Annotated in this window: 14 protein-coding genes; 3 read left to right on the forward strand and 11 right to left on the reverse strand. The window is 48.0% G+C overall.

Going from position 1 to position 19,683, the window contains the following annotated elements; genetic code table 11:
• Window positions 1-215 precede the first annotated feature (215 nt).
• The 4 genes from MHI51_RS29120 to MHI51_RS29135 are packed head-to-tail and all read right to left on the reverse strand — an operon-like array spanning window position 216 to window position 4,622.
• The gene (locus tag MHI51_RS29120; protein WP_076219131.1) at window positions 216-467 is read right to left on the reverse strand and encodes a hypothetical protein; all 252 of its coding nucleotides are present in this window, start codon (window positions 465-467) and stop codon (window positions 216-218) included.
• The gene (gene hydA / locus MHI51_RS29125) at window positions 467-1,894 is read right to left on the reverse strand and encodes a dihydropyrimidinase (protein WP_076276252.1); all 1,428 of its coding nucleotides are present in this window, start codon (window positions 1,892-1,894) and stop codon (window positions 467-469) included. Before hydA ends, MHI51_RS29120 begins: the two co-directional genes overlap by 1 nt.
• Window positions 1,895-1,896: 2 nt before the next feature.
• A complete protein-coding gene (preA, locus tag MHI51_RS29130) occupies window positions 1,897-3,186 on the reverse strand; it encodes an NAD-dependent dihydropyrimidine dehydrogenase subunit PreA (RefSeq protein WP_076276253.1) in 1,290 nt (429 codons plus the stop codon).
• A 44-nt stretch (window positions 3,187-3,230) separates the two neighbouring features.
• Entirely contained in the window at window positions 3,231-4,622 is a 1,392-nt protein-coding gene (locus tag MHI51_RS29135) for an NAD(P)-dependent oxidoreductase (RefSeq protein WP_405173436.1), read from the reverse strand.
• 318 nt (window positions 4,623-4,940) lie between these two features.
• Here MHI51_RS29135 and MHI51_RS29140 point away from each other — a divergent pair, with 318 nt between their 5' ends.
• The gene (locus MHI51_RS29140; RefSeq protein WP_076276254.1) at window positions 4,941-6,629 is read left to right on the forward strand and encodes a PucR family transcriptional regulator; all 1,689 of its coding nucleotides are present in this window, start codon (window positions 4,941-4,943) and stop codon (window positions 6,627-6,629) included.
• On the opposite strand, the gene MHI51_RS29145 is transcribed toward MHI51_RS29140, so the two are convergent.
• The 6 genes from MHI51_RS29145 to MHI51_RS29170 form a co-directional block, all read right to left on the reverse strand.
• Window positions 6,604-7,962 (reverse strand): aspartate aminotransferase family protein, encoded by a 1,359-nt coding sequence (locus tag MHI51_RS29145; protein WP_342410266.1) that lies wholly within the window; start codon window positions 7,960-7,962, stop codon window positions 6,604-6,606. The two genes, MHI51_RS29140 and MHI51_RS29145, sit on opposite strands and share 26 nt — an antisense overlap.
• A 31-nt stretch (window positions 7,963-7,993) precedes the next feature.
• Window positions 7,994-9,457 (reverse strand): CoA-acylating methylmalonate-semialdehyde dehydrogenase, encoded by a 1,464-nt coding sequence (locus MHI51_RS29150; RefSeq protein ID WP_076191724.1) that lies wholly within the window; start codon window positions 9,455-9,457, stop codon window positions 7,994-7,996.
• Between the two features lie 104 nt (window positions 9,458-9,561).
• Window positions 9,562-10,662, reverse strand: coding sequence for an ABC transporter substrate-binding protein (locus tag MHI51_RS29155; protein WP_076181976.1), 1,101 nt, complete (start codon window positions 10,660-10,662; stop codon window positions 9,562-9,564).
• Window positions 10,663-10,798: 136 nt separating this feature from the next.
• Window positions 10,799-11,716, reverse strand: coding sequence for an ABC transporter permease (locus tag MHI51_RS29160; protein ID WP_339188843.1), 918 nt, complete (start codon window positions 11,714-11,716; stop codon window positions 10,799-10,801).
• Window positions 11,716-12,528, reverse strand: coding sequence for an ABC transporter permease (locus tag MHI51_RS29165; RefSeq protein ID WP_405173437.1), 813 nt, complete (start codon window positions 12,526-12,528; stop codon window positions 11,716-11,718). Before MHI51_RS29165 ends, MHI51_RS29160 begins: the two co-directional genes overlap by 1 nt.
• Window positions 12,529-12,530: 2 nt before the next feature.
• Window positions 12,531-13,313, reverse strand: a complete 783-nt coding sequence (locus tag MHI51_RS29170) for an ABC transporter ATP-binding protein (protein ID WP_036682061.1) — start codon at window positions 13,311-13,313, stop codon at window positions 12,531-12,533.
• Between the two features lie 281 nt (window positions 13,314-13,594).
• Here MHI51_RS29170 and MHI51_RS29175 point away from each other — a divergent pair, with 281 nt between their 5' ends.
• Both MHI51_RS29175 and MHI51_RS29180 read left to right on the forward strand, forming a co-directional pair.
• Entirely contained in the window at window positions 13,595-15,187 is a 1,593-nt protein-coding gene (locus tag MHI51_RS29175; protein ID WP_340941143.1) for a histidine kinase N-terminal 7TM domain-containing protein, read from the forward strand.
• 141 nt (window positions 15,188-15,328) lie between these two features.
• A complete protein-coding gene (locus tag MHI51_RS29180; protein WP_036682065.1) occupies window positions 15,329-16,801 on the forward strand; it encodes an alpha-amylase in 1,473 nt (490 codons plus the stop codon).
• Window positions 16,802-16,849: 48 nt separating this feature from the next.
• Here the strand turns inward: MHI51_RS29180 and mprF are convergent, their stop codons facing one another.
• A complete protein-coding gene (mprF, locus tag MHI51_RS29185) occupies window positions 16,850-19,516 on the reverse strand; it encodes a bifunctional lysylphosphatidylglycerol flippase/synthetase MprF (RefSeq protein WP_405173438.1) in 2,667 nt (888 codons plus the stop codon).
• Window positions 19,517-19,683 lie beyond the last annotated feature (167 nt).

A 19,683-nucleotide genomic window follows, 5' to 3' on the forward strand; every position in this document is an offset into this window, starting at 1 on the left:
GAAACCTCCCCTAATATTCAGCGAATTTGAGCAAAATCGGCGTATTTCAGTAATTTTTAGGGAGGTTTTCCCCAAAAAGTGTATGCCGCGATGATAATCGGCTATTTTCAGGGAATTTATTTCCTCGCCCCCTTTCAGGAGCACAATAAAAAGCCGAGCAGTAGGCCCCCCCTATCCTGCGCAGGCTCACTACTCAGCTTTCAATTCCATTTCCCTCAAACCTCTCCACTGTAACAACCCGCCTGCTCACCTTCCGCCTTCAGCCCCGCAACCACAAGGGTTGTCACGTACTTACGGGCATCCGCTGTGAGTAGTAACAGCTCTACCGAGCTTTTAGCCGGCTCCCCTCTGACAAACTTTATTCGGGCACCGTCCAAACCCTCTTGGATGCCGGCAATCGTATATCCTTTAAAAAGCAGCCCATCAATCTCCTGCTGTTCTTTGGCATATTCCGCAAAAGCAGACACTAGACAACACCTCCGCTGATTTCTGCCTTAGAAGGAAGAGGAGCCTCCGCTGCAAAACGTTTGCGTTTCAAATATTTTCCCGAACCTGCTTTGCCGACAAATTGTTTGTCACGAATAACAAATTCGCCTCGACTGAGAACAGAAACAGGCTCTCCCTTCACTTCAAAGCCCTCAAACGCATTATAATCTACGTTCATATGGTGCGTGTCCGCAGAAAGGGTTCTTTCTACAGAAGGATCAAAAATGACCAGGTCAGCGTCACTACCTACTGCGACCGTGCCTTTTTGCGGATACAAGCCAAACAGCTTGGCGCTAGAGGTAGCAATAATGTCTACGAATTTGTTCAATGAGATCCGGCCTTTCTGCACACCTTCCGAATATAGAATTGTAAACCGGTCCTCAATGGTCGGCCCACCGTTCGGGATTTTGGAGAAATCGCCTAGCCCCAGATCCTTTTGTCCTTTGAAATCAAACGAGCACTGGTCAGAGCCAATCGTCTGCAAGCTGCCGCTCCATAACGCATCCCACAAAACATCCTGATTCCACTGCTCACGCAGGGGCGGAGACCACACGTATTTAGCACCTTCGAAATTAGGCTTTTCCAGTGCCGTCTGATCCAGCACTAAATACTGTGGACAAGTCTCGCCGTAGACGCGCAGTCCCTTTTTACGCGCTTCAGCAATCTTCCAAGCAGCTTCCGCACAGGTCACGTGTACAACATACAGCTGAGAATCTGTCAGTTCGGTTAGATAAGCTGCGCGTCCCGTAGCTTCACCCTCCAGCTCCGGCGGGCGGGTCAGCGCATGAAAGATCGGATCAGTGTTGCCTGCGGCCAAGGCCTGCTCAACAAGATATTCAATGACATCTCCATTCTCCGCATGCACCATAACGAGTGCACCTTCTTTTTTCGCAGCTTGAAGGGTCTTAAAAAGTGTGCCGTCATCCGCCTGAAAAGTATTCTTATAAGCCATAAATACTTTGAGCGAGGTAATGCCTTCATTCTCAATTATCTCCGGAAGCTCACCCAGTACTTTATCGTTTAATTCTGAGACCATAAGGTGGAAGCTGTAATCAATCACCGCTTTATCCTGCGACTTATGATGCCATGTATCTACGGCTTGCTGTAGCGGTTGTCCTTTGGTGGTTAAGCAAAAATCAATGACTGTGGTCGTTCCGCCATATGCAGCCGCAATAGTTCCCGTCTCAAAATCATCAGCTGTAACCGTGCCGCCAAAAGGCATATCCAGATGGGTATGAGGATCAATGCCTCCAGGAAAAACATAACACCCCGAGGCATCTATAATTTCCGCACCAGGGGCATCCAAATGAAGGCCAATCTCCGTAATAACCCCGTTTTCAATCGCCACATCGCCTGTATAAGTATCTGCTGCGGTAACGATGATGCCATTTTTAATAATCTTTTTCATCCTTACACCACCTCCACTTCCGAATAGGTGCCATTCAAACTGCCGATCACTTTCTGCCGCTGATTCCAGGTCAGTGGAGCTGCCCCGGTATCCACTGGAACCATATCGATCGCGCCGTCTGCTGGACAGACAATAGAACAAAGATTACAACCTACACAATCTTCCTCGCGGACCTGTAGAATAGCTTTCCCATCTGCATTAGTTAACATATCAATACACTGATGTGAAGCATCTTCGCAGGCAATATGGCATTTATTACAGTTGATGCAGTTGTTCTCATTAATACGGGCAACTACCTTATAGTTGAGATCCAGATCACCCCAGTTGGAGTAACGGGATACCGATTTACCGATTAACTCTGTTACGGAAGCCAAACCTTTGTCATCCAAATAGTTGTTCAGGCCATCGATCATTTCCTCTACAATCCGGAAGCCATGATGCATGACCGCTGTACATACTTGAATGCCCGTAGCACCCATCAGCATGAATTCAACAACATCCTGCCAGGTCGAAATCCCTCCAATACCGGAGATAGGAATGCCTACTCCCCGGTCACGGGCACACTCGGCCACCATACTAAGCGCAATTGGTTTCACAGCCGGCCCGCAGTAACCGCCATGTGCACCCTGACCCCCAACATTCGGAATTGTGTTCCAGCTATGAATATCTACACCAGCAAGACTGTTGATCGTGTTGATCATACTAATCGCGTCTGCTCCACCCTTAACCGCATGGCGGGCAACGACGGTGATATCCGTAATATTAGGCGTCAGCTTCACAATCACCGGGGTCGTTGCAACTTCTTTTACCCAGGTGGTCTGTGCCTGCACCAGATCAGGCTGCTGCCCCGAAGCAGCGCCCATTCCACGCTCAGCCATCCCGTGCGGACAGCCAAAGTTAAGCTCCAGACCGTCTACACCCACATCCTCTACCCGCTTAACAATCTCATGCCATTTATGCTGCGATGGTTCTACCATCAGGGAGGCTATAATCGCATGATTCGGGAATCTTTTTTTCGTTTCATAGATTTCCTTCAGATTAACTTCAAGCGGACGGTCGGTGATCAGTTCAATATTGTTAAAGCCCGCAACCCGTTGCCCATTGAAATTTACTGCCGCAAAACGCGATGAGGTATTAATGATCGGATCGCCGAGCGTCTTCCACACCGCACCGCCCCAACCTGCTTCAAAGGCCCGCTGCACTTGATAACCTGTATTCGTAGGCGGCGCGGAGGCCAGCCAGAACGGATTCGGTGATTTGATTCCTGCGAGATTAATACTTAAATCTGCCATGATGTTCCCTCCCTGTCATGTAAAATCCAATTTGATTTCTACGCTCAGCCCGCTGATCTAACAACGACCTCCTGCTGGCCTGAGAATTGTTTAACAATCGCATGGGCTGCATCTTTTCCCTGCTGTGCCGCTGACACAACCATGGCCTCACCCTTACCTGAACCAAAAATAATGTCCCCAGCGGCATAAATCTGCGGATCGGAGGTTTGGCAGGTGACCTCATCCACCTTAACAACCCCACGGTCATGCATAAGACCTAAGGAATCTATTAGATCCAGACGACGCTTTTGACCAATAGCTATTACAACCGCATCTACAGGAATCAAGAACTCAGAACCCTCGATCGGCATAGGTATTGGACGCCCATCTTTGCCCAGCTCCTCCGTCAGCTTCATCTGCACACATTCCAGTGCGGTTACATTCCCAAGCTCATCACCCACGATACGTTTCGGTAAGGTAAGCCAGCTGAACTCCACACCTTCCTGCTTCGCGAATTCATATTCAAAGTCATATGCCGTCATCTCTTCGCGGGTCCGGCGGTAGACCATTTTCACATTGGTGGCTCCCAGCCGCACTGAGCAAGTCGCTGCATCAATAGCCGTATTCCCTGCCCCAATGACAGCGATCCGCTGACCCATCAGCTCTAGCAGAGGAATGCCCGTCTTAGTAGATTCTACAAGCGCAATAGCGTCATAAACTCCAGCCATTTTTTCACCTTCAATCCCTATTGGAGGCACATATCCCATACCCGCTGCCAAAACGATAGCATCATAATTCGACTTCAGCTCATCTACAGAAACATCCACTCCGACTTTTACACCTGTACGTATTTCCACACCCAGCTTCTCTACCTGCTCTACTTCCCAAAGAGATACAGACTGCGGGAGCCGAAACGATACAATCCCATGTGTATCCAGCCCACCCGCTAACGCCTTTGCTTCGTAGATCACAACAGCAAAACCTTCACGGGCGAGCTCCCTAGCCGCAGACAATCCCGCAGGACCACCACCAATTACGGCTACCTTTTTCCCATTAGGGGTGCCAGCCTTAAATAATTGAACTCCGCTGTTCATCGCCCAATCTGTCGCATAACGCTGCAGCAGTCCGATTTGGATCGGCGCCGAGGCATCATTTAACACACAGGCTCCTTCACACAGCTCATCTGTAGGACAAACACGAGCACAGCTGGCACCCACAGGATTGGAATCCATAATCGTCTGTGCCGAGCCTTTCAAATTGTCAGTAGCGATCCGTTTGATAAAGGAGGGAATATTAATGCTGGTCGGACATGCTTTTATACATGGGGCATCGTAGCAATATAGACAGCGATTAGACTCATCCAAGGCACCTTTATGGGTCAGAGGCGGCTCAGCCTCGGCGAAATTGCGCATGAACATATCAGGTGTAAATGCTGTTAACGGAGATGAATGCTCCATCACTAGTCCCTCCTTATGGGTAATTTTTCATATTAGTGTTATATAATATAACATTATTTCAAGTTTTGTCTGAATATTTTGCTTACATCTTTAATTTATTGTAGTAATATAAGCATTAACAGAAATTATCTCTCAACGTTCTTCCTGACTAGGTTATATATACTGACATCCGTTAATCAAACTATAGTCATTTCGAATTTTCGTTGCATTAGACACTTTGTCTAATTTCAAAACTGTATTTTTTACGTGTGAGAATAGGCTGAGAATAACAAGGCGTTAGCCGAAGGCCAGAGCGCAGAAGATCGAGGGGGAGTAACTATGGACTGGGAGCTTGTATTAACCATTCGTGACGCTTTAAAAAGACCACTATTCGCAGAAGCCGAGGTGATCGGCGGGAAAAGCGGCCTAAGCCGTGCCATTCGCTGGGTGCATGTGCTGGAAAGTGCCAACTTCGAGACTCTGATTCATGGCGAAGAAATGATTTTGACTACGGGGATTGGTGCAAGTGTCGATCTCCCTTCCTCCTTGGAGTTTATGCAGAACCTGATCGACAAAAATGCAGCTTGCCTATGTATTGAGTTAGGTACGTATTTCAGCACCATCCCGCAAGAGATGATCGACTTAGCCGACAGGCATGACTTTCCGCTAATCATCTTCACCAGCACGGTTCGTTTCGTAGATATCACGTTGGATCTTCACTCGATTATCATTAACCGGCATCACCGGATGCTCCAAGAACTTGAAAAAATCTCACGTGAATTCCACCGCCTGACCTTAACTTCACAAGGAACGCTGAAAGTGCTGCAATTATTGTGCAAAAGTACCCGCACACAAATTGTCTATATGCAGCTGCAAGGCAAACCCTTATTTTTTCCGGCACTTCCGCCGGAAGAGCAGGCTCCATTGCTGAATTTTTTCACCGCCTTCGGCGACGAGCTGGAAGGAATTCAACCTGACGTTGCCCCCTATATCCGGGAATATGGACAGAAGACCATCGCGCTCAAGCCTGTAGGTGCGCTGGATCAGACCTGGGCTTACATTCTGATGGTATGCAATCACAAACCACAGGAGTTCGACTGTCTGCTGCTGGATTCCGCCTCTTTGTCCATTGCACAAGAGCTGCTGCGGACGCGGTATATGGAGGAGCGTAAGCTTTTTTCAGAAAATCTATGGGTCGACGAGCTGATCAATGGCCGCATCGAAGATGATAACCGCTTAAAGGGCCTGATCGGCTCCAATTTCAACGTGGTCAACGAGCTCCCTTACCGTGTATGCCTTATAGAGATCAAGAATCCCAGAGATGTAAAATGGAACAGCTCGGAGAACGAATGGGAGTCCATTACCTTCCACCTTTCGCTCATCCTGCGTTCCATCTTTGAGAAGTATTCTTTACGTCCGCTGATCACCCTTAAGAACAATCGCCTCACCGTCATCGCCCTCGATATCCAATCGAAAATGCCTGGAAAAATGCGACTTCAACAAGCACTTGAAGCCCTGCAGAACATCCGCTCCGATGAGAAGCTCAAGGATTTGCAGCTCGTCATTGGAGTCAGCAAATCGCATAAGCGCCTAAAACGAGCCTATTCCGGTTATAAGGAAGCCCTACAGGCATTGTCGTTATACTCCTGTTACCAGAAGTCACTACTCTTCTATGAAGAGTTGGGTGTATTCCAGTTGCTGTTGAGCTTAAATGACGGAAAAACGTTGCAGAACTTCATTCGCAGTTATCTCGGCCCGCTAATCGACCACGACCAAACCAAAGGCAGCGAGCTGCTGCTTACCCTTCGTGTTTATCTGGATCATGATGGTTCCAAACAAATTGCCGCTCGAAACCTATTCATTGTCAGACAGTCCCTTTATTATCGCCTGGACAAAATAACAGAGCTACTGGGTGAAGACTTCATGCAGCCAGAGAATCGGATCTCCATTCAAGTCGCCCTGCGCGCTTACCAATTTCTATATCCAGACAAAATCACTTTACCTAGCCCCCGTTCAGCACAGATTTAAAGGTATCGATAATAAATTCTATATCTTCATCCGTGGAGGATAACGGCGGGGCGAAGGTAAGCACGTTGTTGAACCCAGCTACGGTATCGCCATTTTTGCCGATGATAAGCCCCTTGGACTTACATTCGGCAATAATTCCTTTCACAATACTCAGATCTACCGGTTTCTTACCGACCTTGTCTTCAACCAGCTCAACCCCTGTCACCAAACCAAAGCTGCGGACATCACCTACAAGCTTGTGATCAAGCAGCTCAGTAAATTCTGTATTTATTCTTTTACCTAAAAGATCCGCACGTTCCACCAGCTTCTCCTGCTCGATAATTTCCAGATTACGCAGCGCCAGCGCACAGGAAGCAGGGTTACCACCAAAAGTATTCACATGGCGAAAATGCCCATAGTCATCGCTATTGTCCTTAAATACCTCATAGATATCCTTACGAACAGCAGTGGCAGATAGAGGAAGATAAGCGCTAGTCAGTCCTTTAGCCATCGTTACGATGTCAGGCTTCACATTAAAGTTGTGATGACCAAACTTACGTCCAGAACGTCCGAATCCACAAATCACCTCATCCATAATGAGCAACACACCGTGCTTACGGCAGATTTCCTGCACCCGATCCAAATAAACCTGATGCGGTACAATGACGCCACCACCCGTAATTACAGGCTCCATAATCACCGCAGCTACCGTCTCCACGCCTTCCCAGATGATCATATCCTCTATGGACTGTGCACACTGGAGGTTGAATTCTTCCACAGTCATCCCGGCCGGGCGGCGATAGCTGTCCGGGGGAGCTACATGCAGAAAACCACCCGCCAACGGTTCATATTTATATTTGCGCTGGGCCTGGCCCGTTGCAGATAATGCCCCAAGTGAACTGCCATGGTACCCACGATAACGGGCAATGAATTTATGGCGATAATGCTGGCCGATTTGCTGCTGGTACTGGCGGGCCATTTTGAAAGCAGCCTCATTGGCTTCCGATCCACTATTGGAAAAAAAGATCACATAATCGTCTCCGAGCCACTCATTCAGCTTCTCCGCCAGCGCAATCGCCGGGAGATGACTTTGTGTCAGAGGAAAATATGGCAGGGCCAGCAATTGATTGTAAGCAGCTTCCGCCAGCTCCTTGCGCCCGTATCCCACATTTACACACCACAGGCCAGACATCCCGTCCAAAAATTGATTGCCCTGTATATCCGTAATCCACGACCCACTTGCCGAGGCGGCAATCATAGGCGGATTCTTTTCACTATAAGGTGTAATGTTGTGCCATAAATATTTCTGATCCTTCTTCACCGCAAGCTCACTATCATTCCCCAGACTCTGCATAACATTTTCTCCTCTCAGCAGCTCATTTTCTCTAATAACGGGCAGTGATCATCTTTTTACGCGTATAGAACTCCACCCCATCACGCCCATTGGCATGCAGGTCTCCATAGAACGATTTCTTATAACCCGAGAAGGGGAAAAATGCCATGGGGGCAGGCACACCCAGATTCACACCCAACATCCCTGCATCAATTTCTTCCCGAAATTCACGGATCGCCTTTGCGCTATCTGTATAAATACACGCCCCATTCGCGAATGGGGATTGATTCGTTACCGCAATCGCTTCACTCAGACTTTTTACACGAATCACAGACAATACCGGCGCAAAAATTTCATCCTTCCAGAGGGTCATTCCCGGCTGCACATGATCAAATATCGTCGGCCCGATAAAATAACCCGCACCACCCGTAGCCGCATCCTTCCGCCCATCTCTCACAAGCTTGGCTGCCTCAGCTTCACCAGTCTCAATGTAATAAAGCGTCCGCTCCTTATTCGACTGGCGAATTACCGGACCCAAAAACACCCCGTCATCCGCGCCATTACCAATCTTAAGCTCATCCGCAGCCGCAGCCAGACGACCCACTAGCTCGTCAGCGATATCCTCATGAACCACCACAACCGAGCACGCCATACAACGCTCACCTGCCGAACCAAAGGAAGCCGCAATGATATTTTTGACCGTATTGTCCAGCTCCGCATCAGGCAGCACAATCGAGTGATTCTTGGCTCCAGCTAGCGCCTGCACCCGTTTTCCCTGCGCTGTCCCTGTCTTATATACATATTCCGCAACCGGCTGCGAACCCACGAACGAAATCGCCTTCACTTCATCATGCTCCAGCAGCCCATTCACAACCTCGTGCGCCCCATGTATCACATTCAGTACACCTGGAGGAAAGCCCGCTTCGGCAAATAACTCTGCCAGTCGATTAACCAGCAGCGGCGTACGCTCAGAAGGCTTCAGCACAAAGGTATTTCCACAAGCGATGGCAAGCGGAAACATCCAACAAGGAACCATCATTGGAAAATTAAACGGGGCAATTCCCCCGATCACCCCCAATGGATAACGGTACATCCCGGATTCAATACCGGTAGCAATGTCCGGAAGCTGACTGCCCATCATCAACGTGGGGATGCCTGCGGCAAATTCCACACACTCAATTCCACGCTGCACCTCACCTTGCGCCTCTTCCAGACTTTTGCCATTCTCCAGCGTAATCAGCTCGGCCAGCTCATGCCAATGCTTTACCAGCAGCTGTTGATATTGAAAAAAGTAGCGGGCACGACGCGGCACAGCGACCCTTTTCCACGCTTGAAATGCCGCCGCAGCCGCTTCTACCGCCGCACCCAGCTCTTCCTTACTGGAAATGGGCACATAAGCAATCACTTCACCTGTCGCCGGATTATAAACCTCTTCATCTCGCCCGGACGACGATTCTACCCAAGCTCCATTCACATAATTCTTAACTCTTTCAGCCTGCGTTACTAGGAGAGACATAGCTCGCACCTCTTTCTCTGTTTCAGATGCACTGATGGACTGCTGATTATAATAGATGACCGCCAGATCAGGCGGCCATCCACTATAACATTAAGCTCAATTGGTTATTTTGCCGCCATTTCTACGATTTCGTTCGTATAAGCCTCATCTACCTTAACCGGTTCTTTAATGACACCAAATTTAAGCGAAATATCAGCGGTTTGCTGGAACGCCGCCGCATCGGTATATCCCATCTTGGCACTGTCAAAGCCTTCAGGCAGAATCAGCTTGGCAACCTCAGTCATCATTGTCAGCTGATGTTCCTTCGTCGTACTGCCGTCTTCCGCTTGTTTCATCACACTGTCCACGGCAGCTGCAGGATCAGCAATTGCATCTTTCCAGCCCTTCAGGGAGGCACGCACAAACTTTGCCGCAGTCTCTTTGTTCTCCGCAAGCCATTCCTTATTCGCGAACAAGTTATCCTCAAGCATTGCAACGCCTTCTGTATTCATGTCAATGACATTCAGATCCTCAGCCTTAATGCCTGACTCCAACACCACTTGGTACTCGTTATAAGTCATCGCTGAGGCCGCATCGATCTGATCGCCCAAGAACTGATCCATCGTGAACCCTTGCTTCGTAAAGCTTAGATCCTTATTCGGATCGAACTTATATTTATCGAATAACGCTAATAGTTCAAATTCGTTGCCACCCATCCAGTTGCCGACTTTTTTACCCTTAAGATCAGCGGCTGAATTAATGCCAGCAGTTTTTTTGGAGACCAGGACCAATCCGCTCTTTTGATAGATTTGCGCGATCTGCACCAGCGGCATTCCCTCTTCAAGACTCGGCAGCAAGCTGGCTACCCAACCCACACCGATATCTGCGGAGCCACCTGCCACTTGCTGTTCCGGAACGATATCAGGCCCACCCGGCAGAATTTCTACATCCAAGCCTTCTTCCTTGTAATATCCTTTATCCTGCGCCACAAAATACCCAGCGAATTGCGCCTGCGGCACCCATTTCAGCTGTAGCTTCACTGTAACTGGATCAGCAGCCGGTTCAGTAGCAGCACTTGCTTCAGGAGCTGCTGAAGCTTCAGGGGCAGTCGTAGCTTCAGCTGCCGAGTTATTATTGTTGCCACCGCAACCCGCCATTAAAGAAACACTCAACATCATCACGATTGCCAACAAACCACCACGAAATTTGCGTTTTTTCCCGTTCATCAATCGAACTCCCCCTATCGTAATTTAAGTTTGTAACAAGCACAGTATGGACAATCATCGTGGTGCGTTTATGCATACAGCCGTGGGCGGTTTCTCTTTTCCATTCCCACTATGGCCGGATGTAATGAGGGGAAGATTAAGTACGCTGCGAAGGATGCCACTTAATGAATACTTTCTCCAGCCGCTCAACCACTAAATAGAAGAGCACGCCTGCAATCGCAGCCAACACAATACAGGACCAACCCAGTGGCATTTTGGCAACTTTAATGGAATTGGAGAGCAGATATCCAAGCCCTTTTGAGGAGAAAAAGAATTCCCCAACAATGGCGCCAATCATACTGGCAGTAGCATTAATCTTCAGTGCTGTAAATACATAGGGCAGACTGCTCTGAATCCGCAGATAACGGAACACTGCCGGTTTACCTGCCGCATAGGAATGCATCAGATCCAGCGCCAATGGATCAATCGCCGCCATACCTTTATAGGCGTTGATCGCCATCGCTGCCATTGTAGTTGCGGTTACTATGGCAATTCTTGAGCCTATCCCATCTCCAAACCACAGATTCATGATGGGCGCGAGGGCGACGATAGGCACAGCATTTAGGGCGGCAACCAGCGTCAAGCTTCCACTCCCCCAGCGCGGCCAAGCTGTCGCGACTAAAGCGATCAGGAAGCCGATAGCAGAACCAACCAACATTCCCAGCACAGCTTCAGCAAGAGTGTATCCGGTATAGGACAGCAACAAGCTGAAATTATCCCGCATGGTTTCGGCGATGGCTGTAGGCAGCGGGAGTTGATATTTTTTCAGATCAAAGATCTTATGGAAAAATTGAAATTCCCATAGTGCAAGAAATAACAGACCTGCCAGTACTGGCAGCAGCACCCCTGCGCTAAATATCCTATTCAGCATTCGTGAGCCGCCTCTACTCGCCGTAGCTTCCGCAGGTTTCGGAACGGCTACAGCATTCTTGGGTGTAGCCGTTAGCGCCGGCTGAGCCATTTCTTTACCAGTAGAGCCTATAAACGTGGTCTCCCGAACGGAGTTAGTTTCCATTAGCGGCTGCCTCCTTTCGGACGATATTCAGGCTGCCAACGCGTTACCAGGCGTTCTATCAGACTGATTAACCAGTAGCTTACGATTCCCAGCAAGGCACCCACAATCACCGTAGACCAGAACATATAGGTGTGAGAGCTTCCATAATAGAGATTGCGCAGCATAATTACACCAATGCCATGCTGGGCACCCATAAGCTCCACCAGAATAGCTCCAGTCACAGCAAGTGGGGCAGCTATCTTAAGCCCACCGAACAAACCCGGCAAAGCCGCCGGGAATCTGAGTTTCCAATAGACCGCCCAAGGTTTCGCCGCGTAAGAATGCATCAATTCGAGCGCTGATGGATCTACACTCCGCAAGCCGCGCAGCATGTTCAGAGCCACCGGGAAAAAGGTGATATATCCCGAAATAATAATCCGTGAGGTCTGTTCATCGCGCACAATCCCGTAGATGATGGGTGCCAACCCCAGAATCGGAATCATCTGCGAGGCAATAGCATAAGGAAAAGTTAATTGCTCTATTGTCTTCGACAAGCTCATCAGCACCGCCAATGAGGCACCAGCTACCGCTCCAATCAGGAAGCCAACACCAGCATTACCGAAGGTCGCAGCCCCCTCCTTCAAGAGCGTGCCTCCATACTGCCATAAGGTAGCTAACACCTCATGAACATATGGCAGCTTGGACTGTGCTAACGGCGTCTCCACCACATGGAGCAGCATCCAGGAAGTCCCTTCCCAGACTAGCAGCAGGCCAAAAATCCAGACGAACAACGGCAGCAGACGACCTCGCACAAAGATACTGCCCCCTTTCATCACTACACCCCTTCGAAGCTGTCGCGAATACGTGCGATCAGTTCGAAAAACTCTGGGCTATTTCTCATTTCCGCCGTTCGCGGACGTGGCAGAGGAATTTCGACCACAGCGGACAAGCGACCTGGATGCGGGGAAAGAACAAACACCCGGTCAGAGAGGAATATAGATTCAGGAATACTATGAGTTACAAAAACAATTGTGTTCTGCACTTTACTCCAGACAGACAATAACTCTTCATTCAATCGCTCACGCGTAAATTCATCCAGCGCAGAGAACGGCTCATCCATGAGCAGAATTTCCGGCTCCATCGATAGCGCTCTGGCAATCGCTACACGCTGCTGCATCCCGCCGCTGAGCTGCCACGGATATTTATCCGCAAAGCTCTGCAGCCCCACCAGATCAAGAAGCTCCATCGCCTTTTCCTCACGGATTGACTTCTTTACCCCCATCAGCTCCAGTGGCAATGTGATGTTATGCTTCACTTTCCGCCAGTCGTATAACACTGGACTTTGAAAAACAATGCCATATTTTTGCGCCAGCCTGGCTTCTCTGGCACTTTTCCCAGCTACCACAATGTTCCCGCCTGTTGGTGCTATGAGATCGGCCATCAGTCTAAGCAGCGTCGTTTTGCCACATCCGGAAGGTCCGAGCAGGGAGACGAACTCCCCTTTTGCAATATCAAGACTCACCTGATGCAGGGCAAGCACTTCCGCAGCTTCTGTCCGATAACGCATTTCAACATTCTCCAGCTGAATCTCAGGAATATTTGTCGCTAGTGATGACATCCTCAGCCCCCCTTTTCAAAATAAGCCATGTTTATAATGTTATATAAACTGACGCTATTTAGATAAAATAAAGAAAACTTCTGTTGCATGTAGTATTAACTAACATGTTACACGCTGCTCACTGGACTCTCACTAGACAATTAGTAAAATAGCTCCTGTTAAATTGCGTCATTTTGTCTAGGAGACATTTTTTTGACCACAAACCCGAAGTATTTTTTTTATATCCGCAGATATGTGGTAATATTTATCCATATCTTTCCCGAGTAGGTGACAATAGACCCATGGGATCTATAATCTCGAATTATATTGTAATTGTTGCTATATCAGGTGTGCTGAGTGTCTTACTAGCCCTTTTCGCCTATTATAAAAAAACTGATTTCTTAGGAATCAGGGCTTTTGTTATAAGCTCCTTTACCTCTGCTATTTACACCTTCGGTTTCGCATTAGAATTATCGGGGAAAACTCTGGAGGAAATCAGCTTCTGGATTAAGTTAGAATATCTGGGGATGCCCTTTATTGCCCCGGCTAGTCTAATCATGGTGATCCATTTCGTTGGGCTGGAGACGCTGTTTAAAAAAGGCATACGGGCGGCGTTATTTATCATTCCATTCATTACAACGCTGCTGGTCTGGACCAATGATTACCATCATCTCTTCTATAAATCCATTTATTTACGGGAAAATACGCCCACCCCACTCGTTGATGTTGTGATGGGACCTTGGTATATCGTTCACGGCAGCTTTACTTTCGGCTGTCTGCTGGCAGCCATTTGCCTCATGATATGGCAGTGGAACCGGATGAAAAGGGTATACCGCAGGCAGATCATCACAATAATAATCGGGTTAAGCCTTCCAACCCTCGGCGCTTTTTTGTATCTGATAGGCTTGACTCCTTACGGAATGGATCCCGTCCCGATCATTATGAGCCTAACCTCCTCCCTATATATTTGGGCTATTTTATCCCGGGGCATGTTAACGGCTGCACCTATTGCTCGTGAGAATCTGTTCGAGAGCATGCGGGAGGGAGTGCTTGTCACCGACCGCTCGGACATGCTCGTCGATTACAATCGTGCAGCCGCGAATATGATAGAGGGGCTCAACTCCTCATCGATTGGCAAACCGCTAGCACAATTGTTTCTTAACGCAGGCAAAGATGCCTTGTCCTATGTGATGGATGCCGAGCCACTGTTGCGCGAAGAACGGGAAGTGGCTTGGAACAAAGCAGAGGAGATCTGCTATTATCAAATCCGCTCCTCTCCGGTACAGAAACAAGAAGGGCACATAGCAGGACAGATGATCATGCTGATTGACGTGACTGAACGAATACTGCTTCAGGAGAAGCTGCGTCAATTGGCTACGATGGACAGCCTTACGGGTATCTATAACCGCTCCTATTTTTTGGAGCTTAGTCAAGCATTGCTTGCCCGGGCTGGCAGCCTGCGAAGCTCATTATCTATGATTTTGCTGGATGTGGACTTCTTCAAGAGCATTAATGACCGCTATGGCCATCAATATGGAGATCAAGCTCTACAGCATATTGTCCAAGTGTGCAGCAGACATCTGCGGGAGGGAGATCTCTTTGGCCGTTATGGTGGCGAGGAATTTGTGATCTGTCTGCCAGAGACGTCGCTGAAGCAAGCAGCATTGCTCTGCGAAACTATCCGCGCGGATATTGAACAAAGTACCTTATTTACCGTCATCGGGCCCATTAATGTGACCGCAAGTTTTGGAGTTGTGGAGGCCCTAAATCCAGAGGCCACTCTAGAAGAACTGCTATCTGAAGCCGACCATGCTCTGTATAGCTCTAAACGGAATGGACGCAACGCTGTGCATCTCTCCCAAAGGTCAGAAATCATTCTTTTCAAGCCTGTTTAATGACAATCATGTCCCTTCCTGCGCATTCAACAACTGGCCTTATTTTTCATAGTCTGTTTTTAAGTTTAATAAGAGTTATCTGAAAAACTAATCAGAGTGTTGAGAGTAAAATTTGCTTGATGGGATATGGAGGCGTAAGAAATAATGAGGAACCATACAATGATGCAGTTTTTTGAATGGCATGTTGCTGCGGACGGGAAACACTGGGATCGCTTAAAAGAAACTGCACCCGCGCTAAAAGCCGTAGGCATTGATTCTGTTTGGGTACCTCCTGTGACAAAGGCCGTCTCCGCTGAAGATACAGGCTATGGCGTGTATGATCTATACGATCTGGGCGAATATGACCAAAAAGGTACGGTACGCACCAAATATGGCACCAAACAAGCACTGATCAACGCAATTTCGGAATGTCAAAAGAATGGCATCGCCGTTTACGTTGATTTGGTGATGAATCATAAGGCTGGCGCGGATGAAAAGGAAGTATTCCAAGTCATCGAGGTCGACCCCAATGATCGGATGAAAGAAATTTCGAAACCTTTCGAGATTGAGGGCTGGACAAAATTCACCTTCCCTGGCCGCGGGAATGAACACTCTGCCTTTAAGTGGAATCACAATCATTTTAACGGCACTGACTTTGACGCCAAAGAAGAGCGAACCGGCGTATTCCGTATAGTAGGCGAGAATAAAGCGTGGAATCAGAATGTTGACGACGAGTTCGGAAACTATGATTATCTAATGTTCGCTAATATTGATTACAGCCATCCGGAAGTCAAAAAAGAAATGATCCAATGGGGAAAATGGCTGGTGGACACCCTCCACTGCAGCGGCTTCCGCTTGGACGCCATCAAACATATCAACCATGAGTTTGTTAAAGAATTCGCGGTAGAGATGTTTAATAAATGCGAGAAGGATTTCTATATCGTCGGTGAATTCTGGAATTCCGACTTAGAGTCCTGTCGACAATTTCTGAATACCGTCGATTATAAAATTGACCTCTTCGATGTATCCCTTCACTACAAGCTGCATTCAGCTTCTTTGGAGGGCAGAAACTATGATCTGACCAAAATTCTTGATGACACACTGGTGCAGACTCATCCCACCAATGCTGTAACCTTCGTTGACAATCATGATTCTCAGCCTCACGAAGCCCTGGAATCCTGGGTAGATGATTGGTTCAAGCAAAGTGCTTACGCGCTTATCCTGCTGCGACGTGATGGATATCCTGTGGTCTTTTACGGGGATTATTATGGGATCGAAGGACCAACACCTGTAGCAGGTAAAAAAGATGCGATTGACCCTCTGCTGTATACCCGCTATCACAAAGCTTATGGTGAACAGAAGGATTATTTCGATCATCCTAACACGATTGGCTGGACACGGCTCGGCGTGGAGGATATTGAACACTCCGGTTGTGCGGTTGTGATCAGTAATGGTGAGAATGGCCAGAAGAGAATGTTCGTAGGAGAACATCGCGCCGGTGAAGCATGGGTGGATTTCACCCATAACCATAAAGCCACCATAACCATTGAAAAAGATGGTTGGGCGACCTTCCCGGTCAATGGCGGTAGCGTCTCCGTCTGGGCTTTGCCAGATGCAGAAGCTGACAAGAAGTAAACCTGATTAAAAAGGTGCCCAACGCCGTTTGGCGTTGGGCACCTTTTTTTAGTTATTCGTTTTATGCTCCGGATGGCGGGATACAAGCCTCACCAGATCCAGCGTTAAGACGGGTAATGTTAGGGACGCTGGATAAGCCAAGTAACGCGGCTCCCACTCCGGATTGAACTTTTCCTTGTAACGACGCAATCTGGCAAAACCGTAACCATGCCCATGCCCACCTCTATTAAACACTTGATGAGCCAGCTTCTCCTCCTTCAGAGCTCCGGGGTCCTGACCCCCACTGGATGATAGAGGAGTGTTGCCTAGATTAAATCGCCGATACCCCTTGGACTTCGCCCATTCCAGCAAACAAACCAATAAATAATCTACCGTCCCGTTTGGCACATTCTTCCGCTGGCGCAACAAATCTACGGACAGGGTCAATCCTTGATCATACCCTGGGGCAATAGAAGCAAATGCCAGTATTGTACCTTTGGTGTTCCGCAGCACCACAATGGGAGCCCGTTGCAGATACTCGACCTTAAACCACCCTAACGAATAACCCTTTTCCGCTCGGCCATTCAACCACTCGTCCGAAATCGTTCGCAGTTCTCTCAGCAAACTATCAGCATGCGGCGCTTCTGTAATTTCAACAATCATGCCTTCCCGTTCAAAACGATCGCTTACCCTTTGCAGATCACCATTCTTCAGATCACTGAGTGCAAAGTTATCAAGGCTTATCACTGCCTCTTCACCCTGCTTAAAAAAGCGATAGCCCTGCTCCTGATAGACCGATAAAAAAGCAGGTGAAGCTTGATAGAAAACTACAACCAGACCATACTGATCTGCAGCTTGTCTAAATTCACTGACGGCTTCACTTATTAAGCTTCTCTCTCCCAGCGGATCACCCAGCACAACGAGTTTATCCCTAACCCTGGCGAAAGCGAGCAGCACTTTATCGTTCTGAGCCCAGAAGAAGCCCTTATCACCCAAAAACAAAGTATGAGTTAAGGTATTGCCTTGAACTCCATCTAGAAAATGTTTCAGCTTAGCTACATCCAAGGTCCCGAACAGCTCGTTCTCCTTATGATGGGGCCTGAGGTTTACCCACATTATGAGCAGTACCCAAGACAAGACCAATCCTCCCACTGCCGTAAATGCAACATGACTATATCGCTGCAACCATTCAGGCTGTACTCCCGGAGGCAGATGCTTCAGAAATCCACGATGTACATAACAGCCCATCAGATAGTAGCTTAGTGCAATTACTGAAGTGAGGGCAAACCACCGGATCGCGCTCTGTCTGCTGATTGGCGCACTAATCCGATAAAACCGCGATCTGGATATCCAAAGAATAAGCGCTACTATAAGTAGCAAAAGCGCCTCTTCATAATCAAAACCCTTAGTGACTGCAAACAATGATCCAATAAACAGAAGTATGCTAGTCCATACATATGCACTATGGACCCGCAATGTAATGCCCCGCGACAATAAAATCAGCATAAAACCAATAAGTACAGACAGATGATGAGAAAGCTGCATTACCGGAAACGGCAATATTTCCTCCGTAATCTTCAACCTATACAGCAATCCGGGTACTGCTGCAGATAGTAAGAGAATAAGCCCGCTAGCTAGTACCAGCTTGCCAAGAGCCCACATCCCAAGATCGCTCAGAAAGGTATACTGACCCGGCCAGCCCCAGATCTTCTGCCATTTGTTAAGAGCGGGTTCGAACCCTGGAACTGAACGATCTTGATCCTTTTTTCCTTGCAGACCAATTTCCAGTGCAGCCAGCACCAATCCAATCAACCAAGGAATGACATAATAAAACAATCGAAAGATGACAAGCACCGCCATCGCCTTATCGGTCTGGTAGCCAAGCTGTGTCAGCCCGAGCAAGGCGATAAGGTCAAATGCACCGATACCGCCGGGTGCCATACTCAAGATTCCGGCAATAGCAGCAATCGTAAATATACCAAAGATAGCTATAAAATGGACCTCATCCAAGAGATGGCTGCTGATGGTCCAAAACGTCACGCCAGCAAAGCTCCATTCCAGAAAGGAAGCACCGACGGAGTTAACGACTGTAAGCCAGGATGTTCTGCCTTTTCCCCGGTTAATCCATTTCGCATAAAGCGATGAGCGCTGCACAAACACAAAAACCGGCAAATAAAGCGCCATACCCCATACTGCAAATACCAGCCAGCGATGTTCTTCCAGCAAAGCCGTTGCCGGGAGTAAACCAAAGATATTCGCCCATGAAAGTAGTGATAACCCGGTAATCATAAGCGGCGACAGAAATACAATGGCGGGTGTTAGCACGGAGGTCGGCACTCCGCTTTTTTTATACAGCAGCGTCCTTAAACCAACTCCAGCCAGTCCTGCAAACCCAATCAAATTATTAAATGTATTAGCAATCCATGCATACCGAAAGGTACTCCACAGCCCTACTTTTAAACGAAAATGTGCCCGAATCAAATAATCATAAGCACTCATCACAGCTACGGAAAGAAGTGCAAAACCAATCATTTGCAAAATAGCAGACGTAGGTACTCGCCTTAGTTCACGCATTATAAGTCCTAAATGAACCTGCTTCAGCTCATGTTGCCCCTCCCAGTATACGAACGCTATGATAGCCACTGGAAAAAGAGCTCTGACCGCCCGGATCCGATAGATAGATAAGATCAGTCTTACAATTTTGAATCTTTCTAATGTCTGTTGCTTTGAATGCATGAGCCCACCTGCCTTTACCGCTGACACACGTTGTGCTAGACAATTTTTACAACTAGTCCATTATAGCAATTCTTGGAATAGAAGACCCGTGATAATCAACACCTACTCTATTAGACTGCCAGCAAATCCCTAACCCCTGCAACAGTTAAAGATTTTTTGGGAAATGA

The organism is Paenibacillus sp. FSL H8-0260 (assembly GCF_045040625.1).
GTDB classification, from domain to species: domain Bacteria; phylum Bacillota; class Bacilli; order Paenibacillales; family Paenibacillaceae; genus Paenibacillus_AQ; species Paenibacillus_AQ odorifer.

Coding starts and splice junctions, on each gene's coding strand:
- MHI51_RS29165 (WP_405173437.1), bottom strand. CDS start 12,528: ATGAAAGGGGGCAGTATCTTTGTGCGAGGTCGTCTGCTGCCGTTGTTC.
- MHI51_RS29135 (WP_405173436.1), bottom strand. CDS start 4,622: ATGGAGCATTCATCTCCGTTAACAGCATTTACACCTGATATGTTCATG.
- mprF (WP_405173438.1), bottom strand. CDS start 19,516: ATGCATTCAAAGCAACAGACATTAGAAAGATTCAAAATTGTAAGACTG.
- MHI51_RS29160 (WP_339188843.1), bottom strand. CDS start 11,716: ATGGAAACTAACTCCGTTCGGGAGACCACGTTTATAGGCTCTACTGGT.
- MHI51_RS29150 (WP_076191724.1), bottom strand. CDS start 9,457: ATGTCTCTCCTAGTAACGCAGGCTGAAAGAGTTAAGAATTATGTGAAT.
- MHI51_RS29140 (WP_076276254.1), top strand. CDS start 4,941: ATGGACTGGGAGCTTGTATTAACCATTCGTGACGCTTTAAAAAGACCA.
- preA (WP_076276253.1), bottom strand. CDS start 3,186: ATGGCAGATTTAAGTATTAATCTCGCAGGAATCAAATCACCGAATCCG.
- hydA (WP_076276252.1), bottom strand. CDS start 1,894: ATGAAAAAGATTATTAAAAATGGCATCATCGTTACCGCAGCAGATACT.
- MHI51_RS29155 (WP_076181976.1), bottom strand. CDS start 10,662: ATGAACGGGAAAAAACGCAAATTTCGTGGTGGTTTGTTGGCAATCGTG.
- MHI51_RS29145 (WP_342410266.1), bottom strand. CDS start 7,962: ATGCAGAGTCTGGGGAATGATAGTGAGCTTGCGGTGAAGAAGGATCAG.
- MHI51_RS29175 (WP_340941143.1), top strand. CDS start 13,595: ATGGGATCTATAATCTCGAATTATATTGTAATTGTTGCTATATCAGGT.
- MHI51_RS29170 (WP_036682061.1), bottom strand. CDS start 13,313: ATGTCATCACTAGCGACAAATATTCCTGAGATTCAGCTGGAGAATGTT.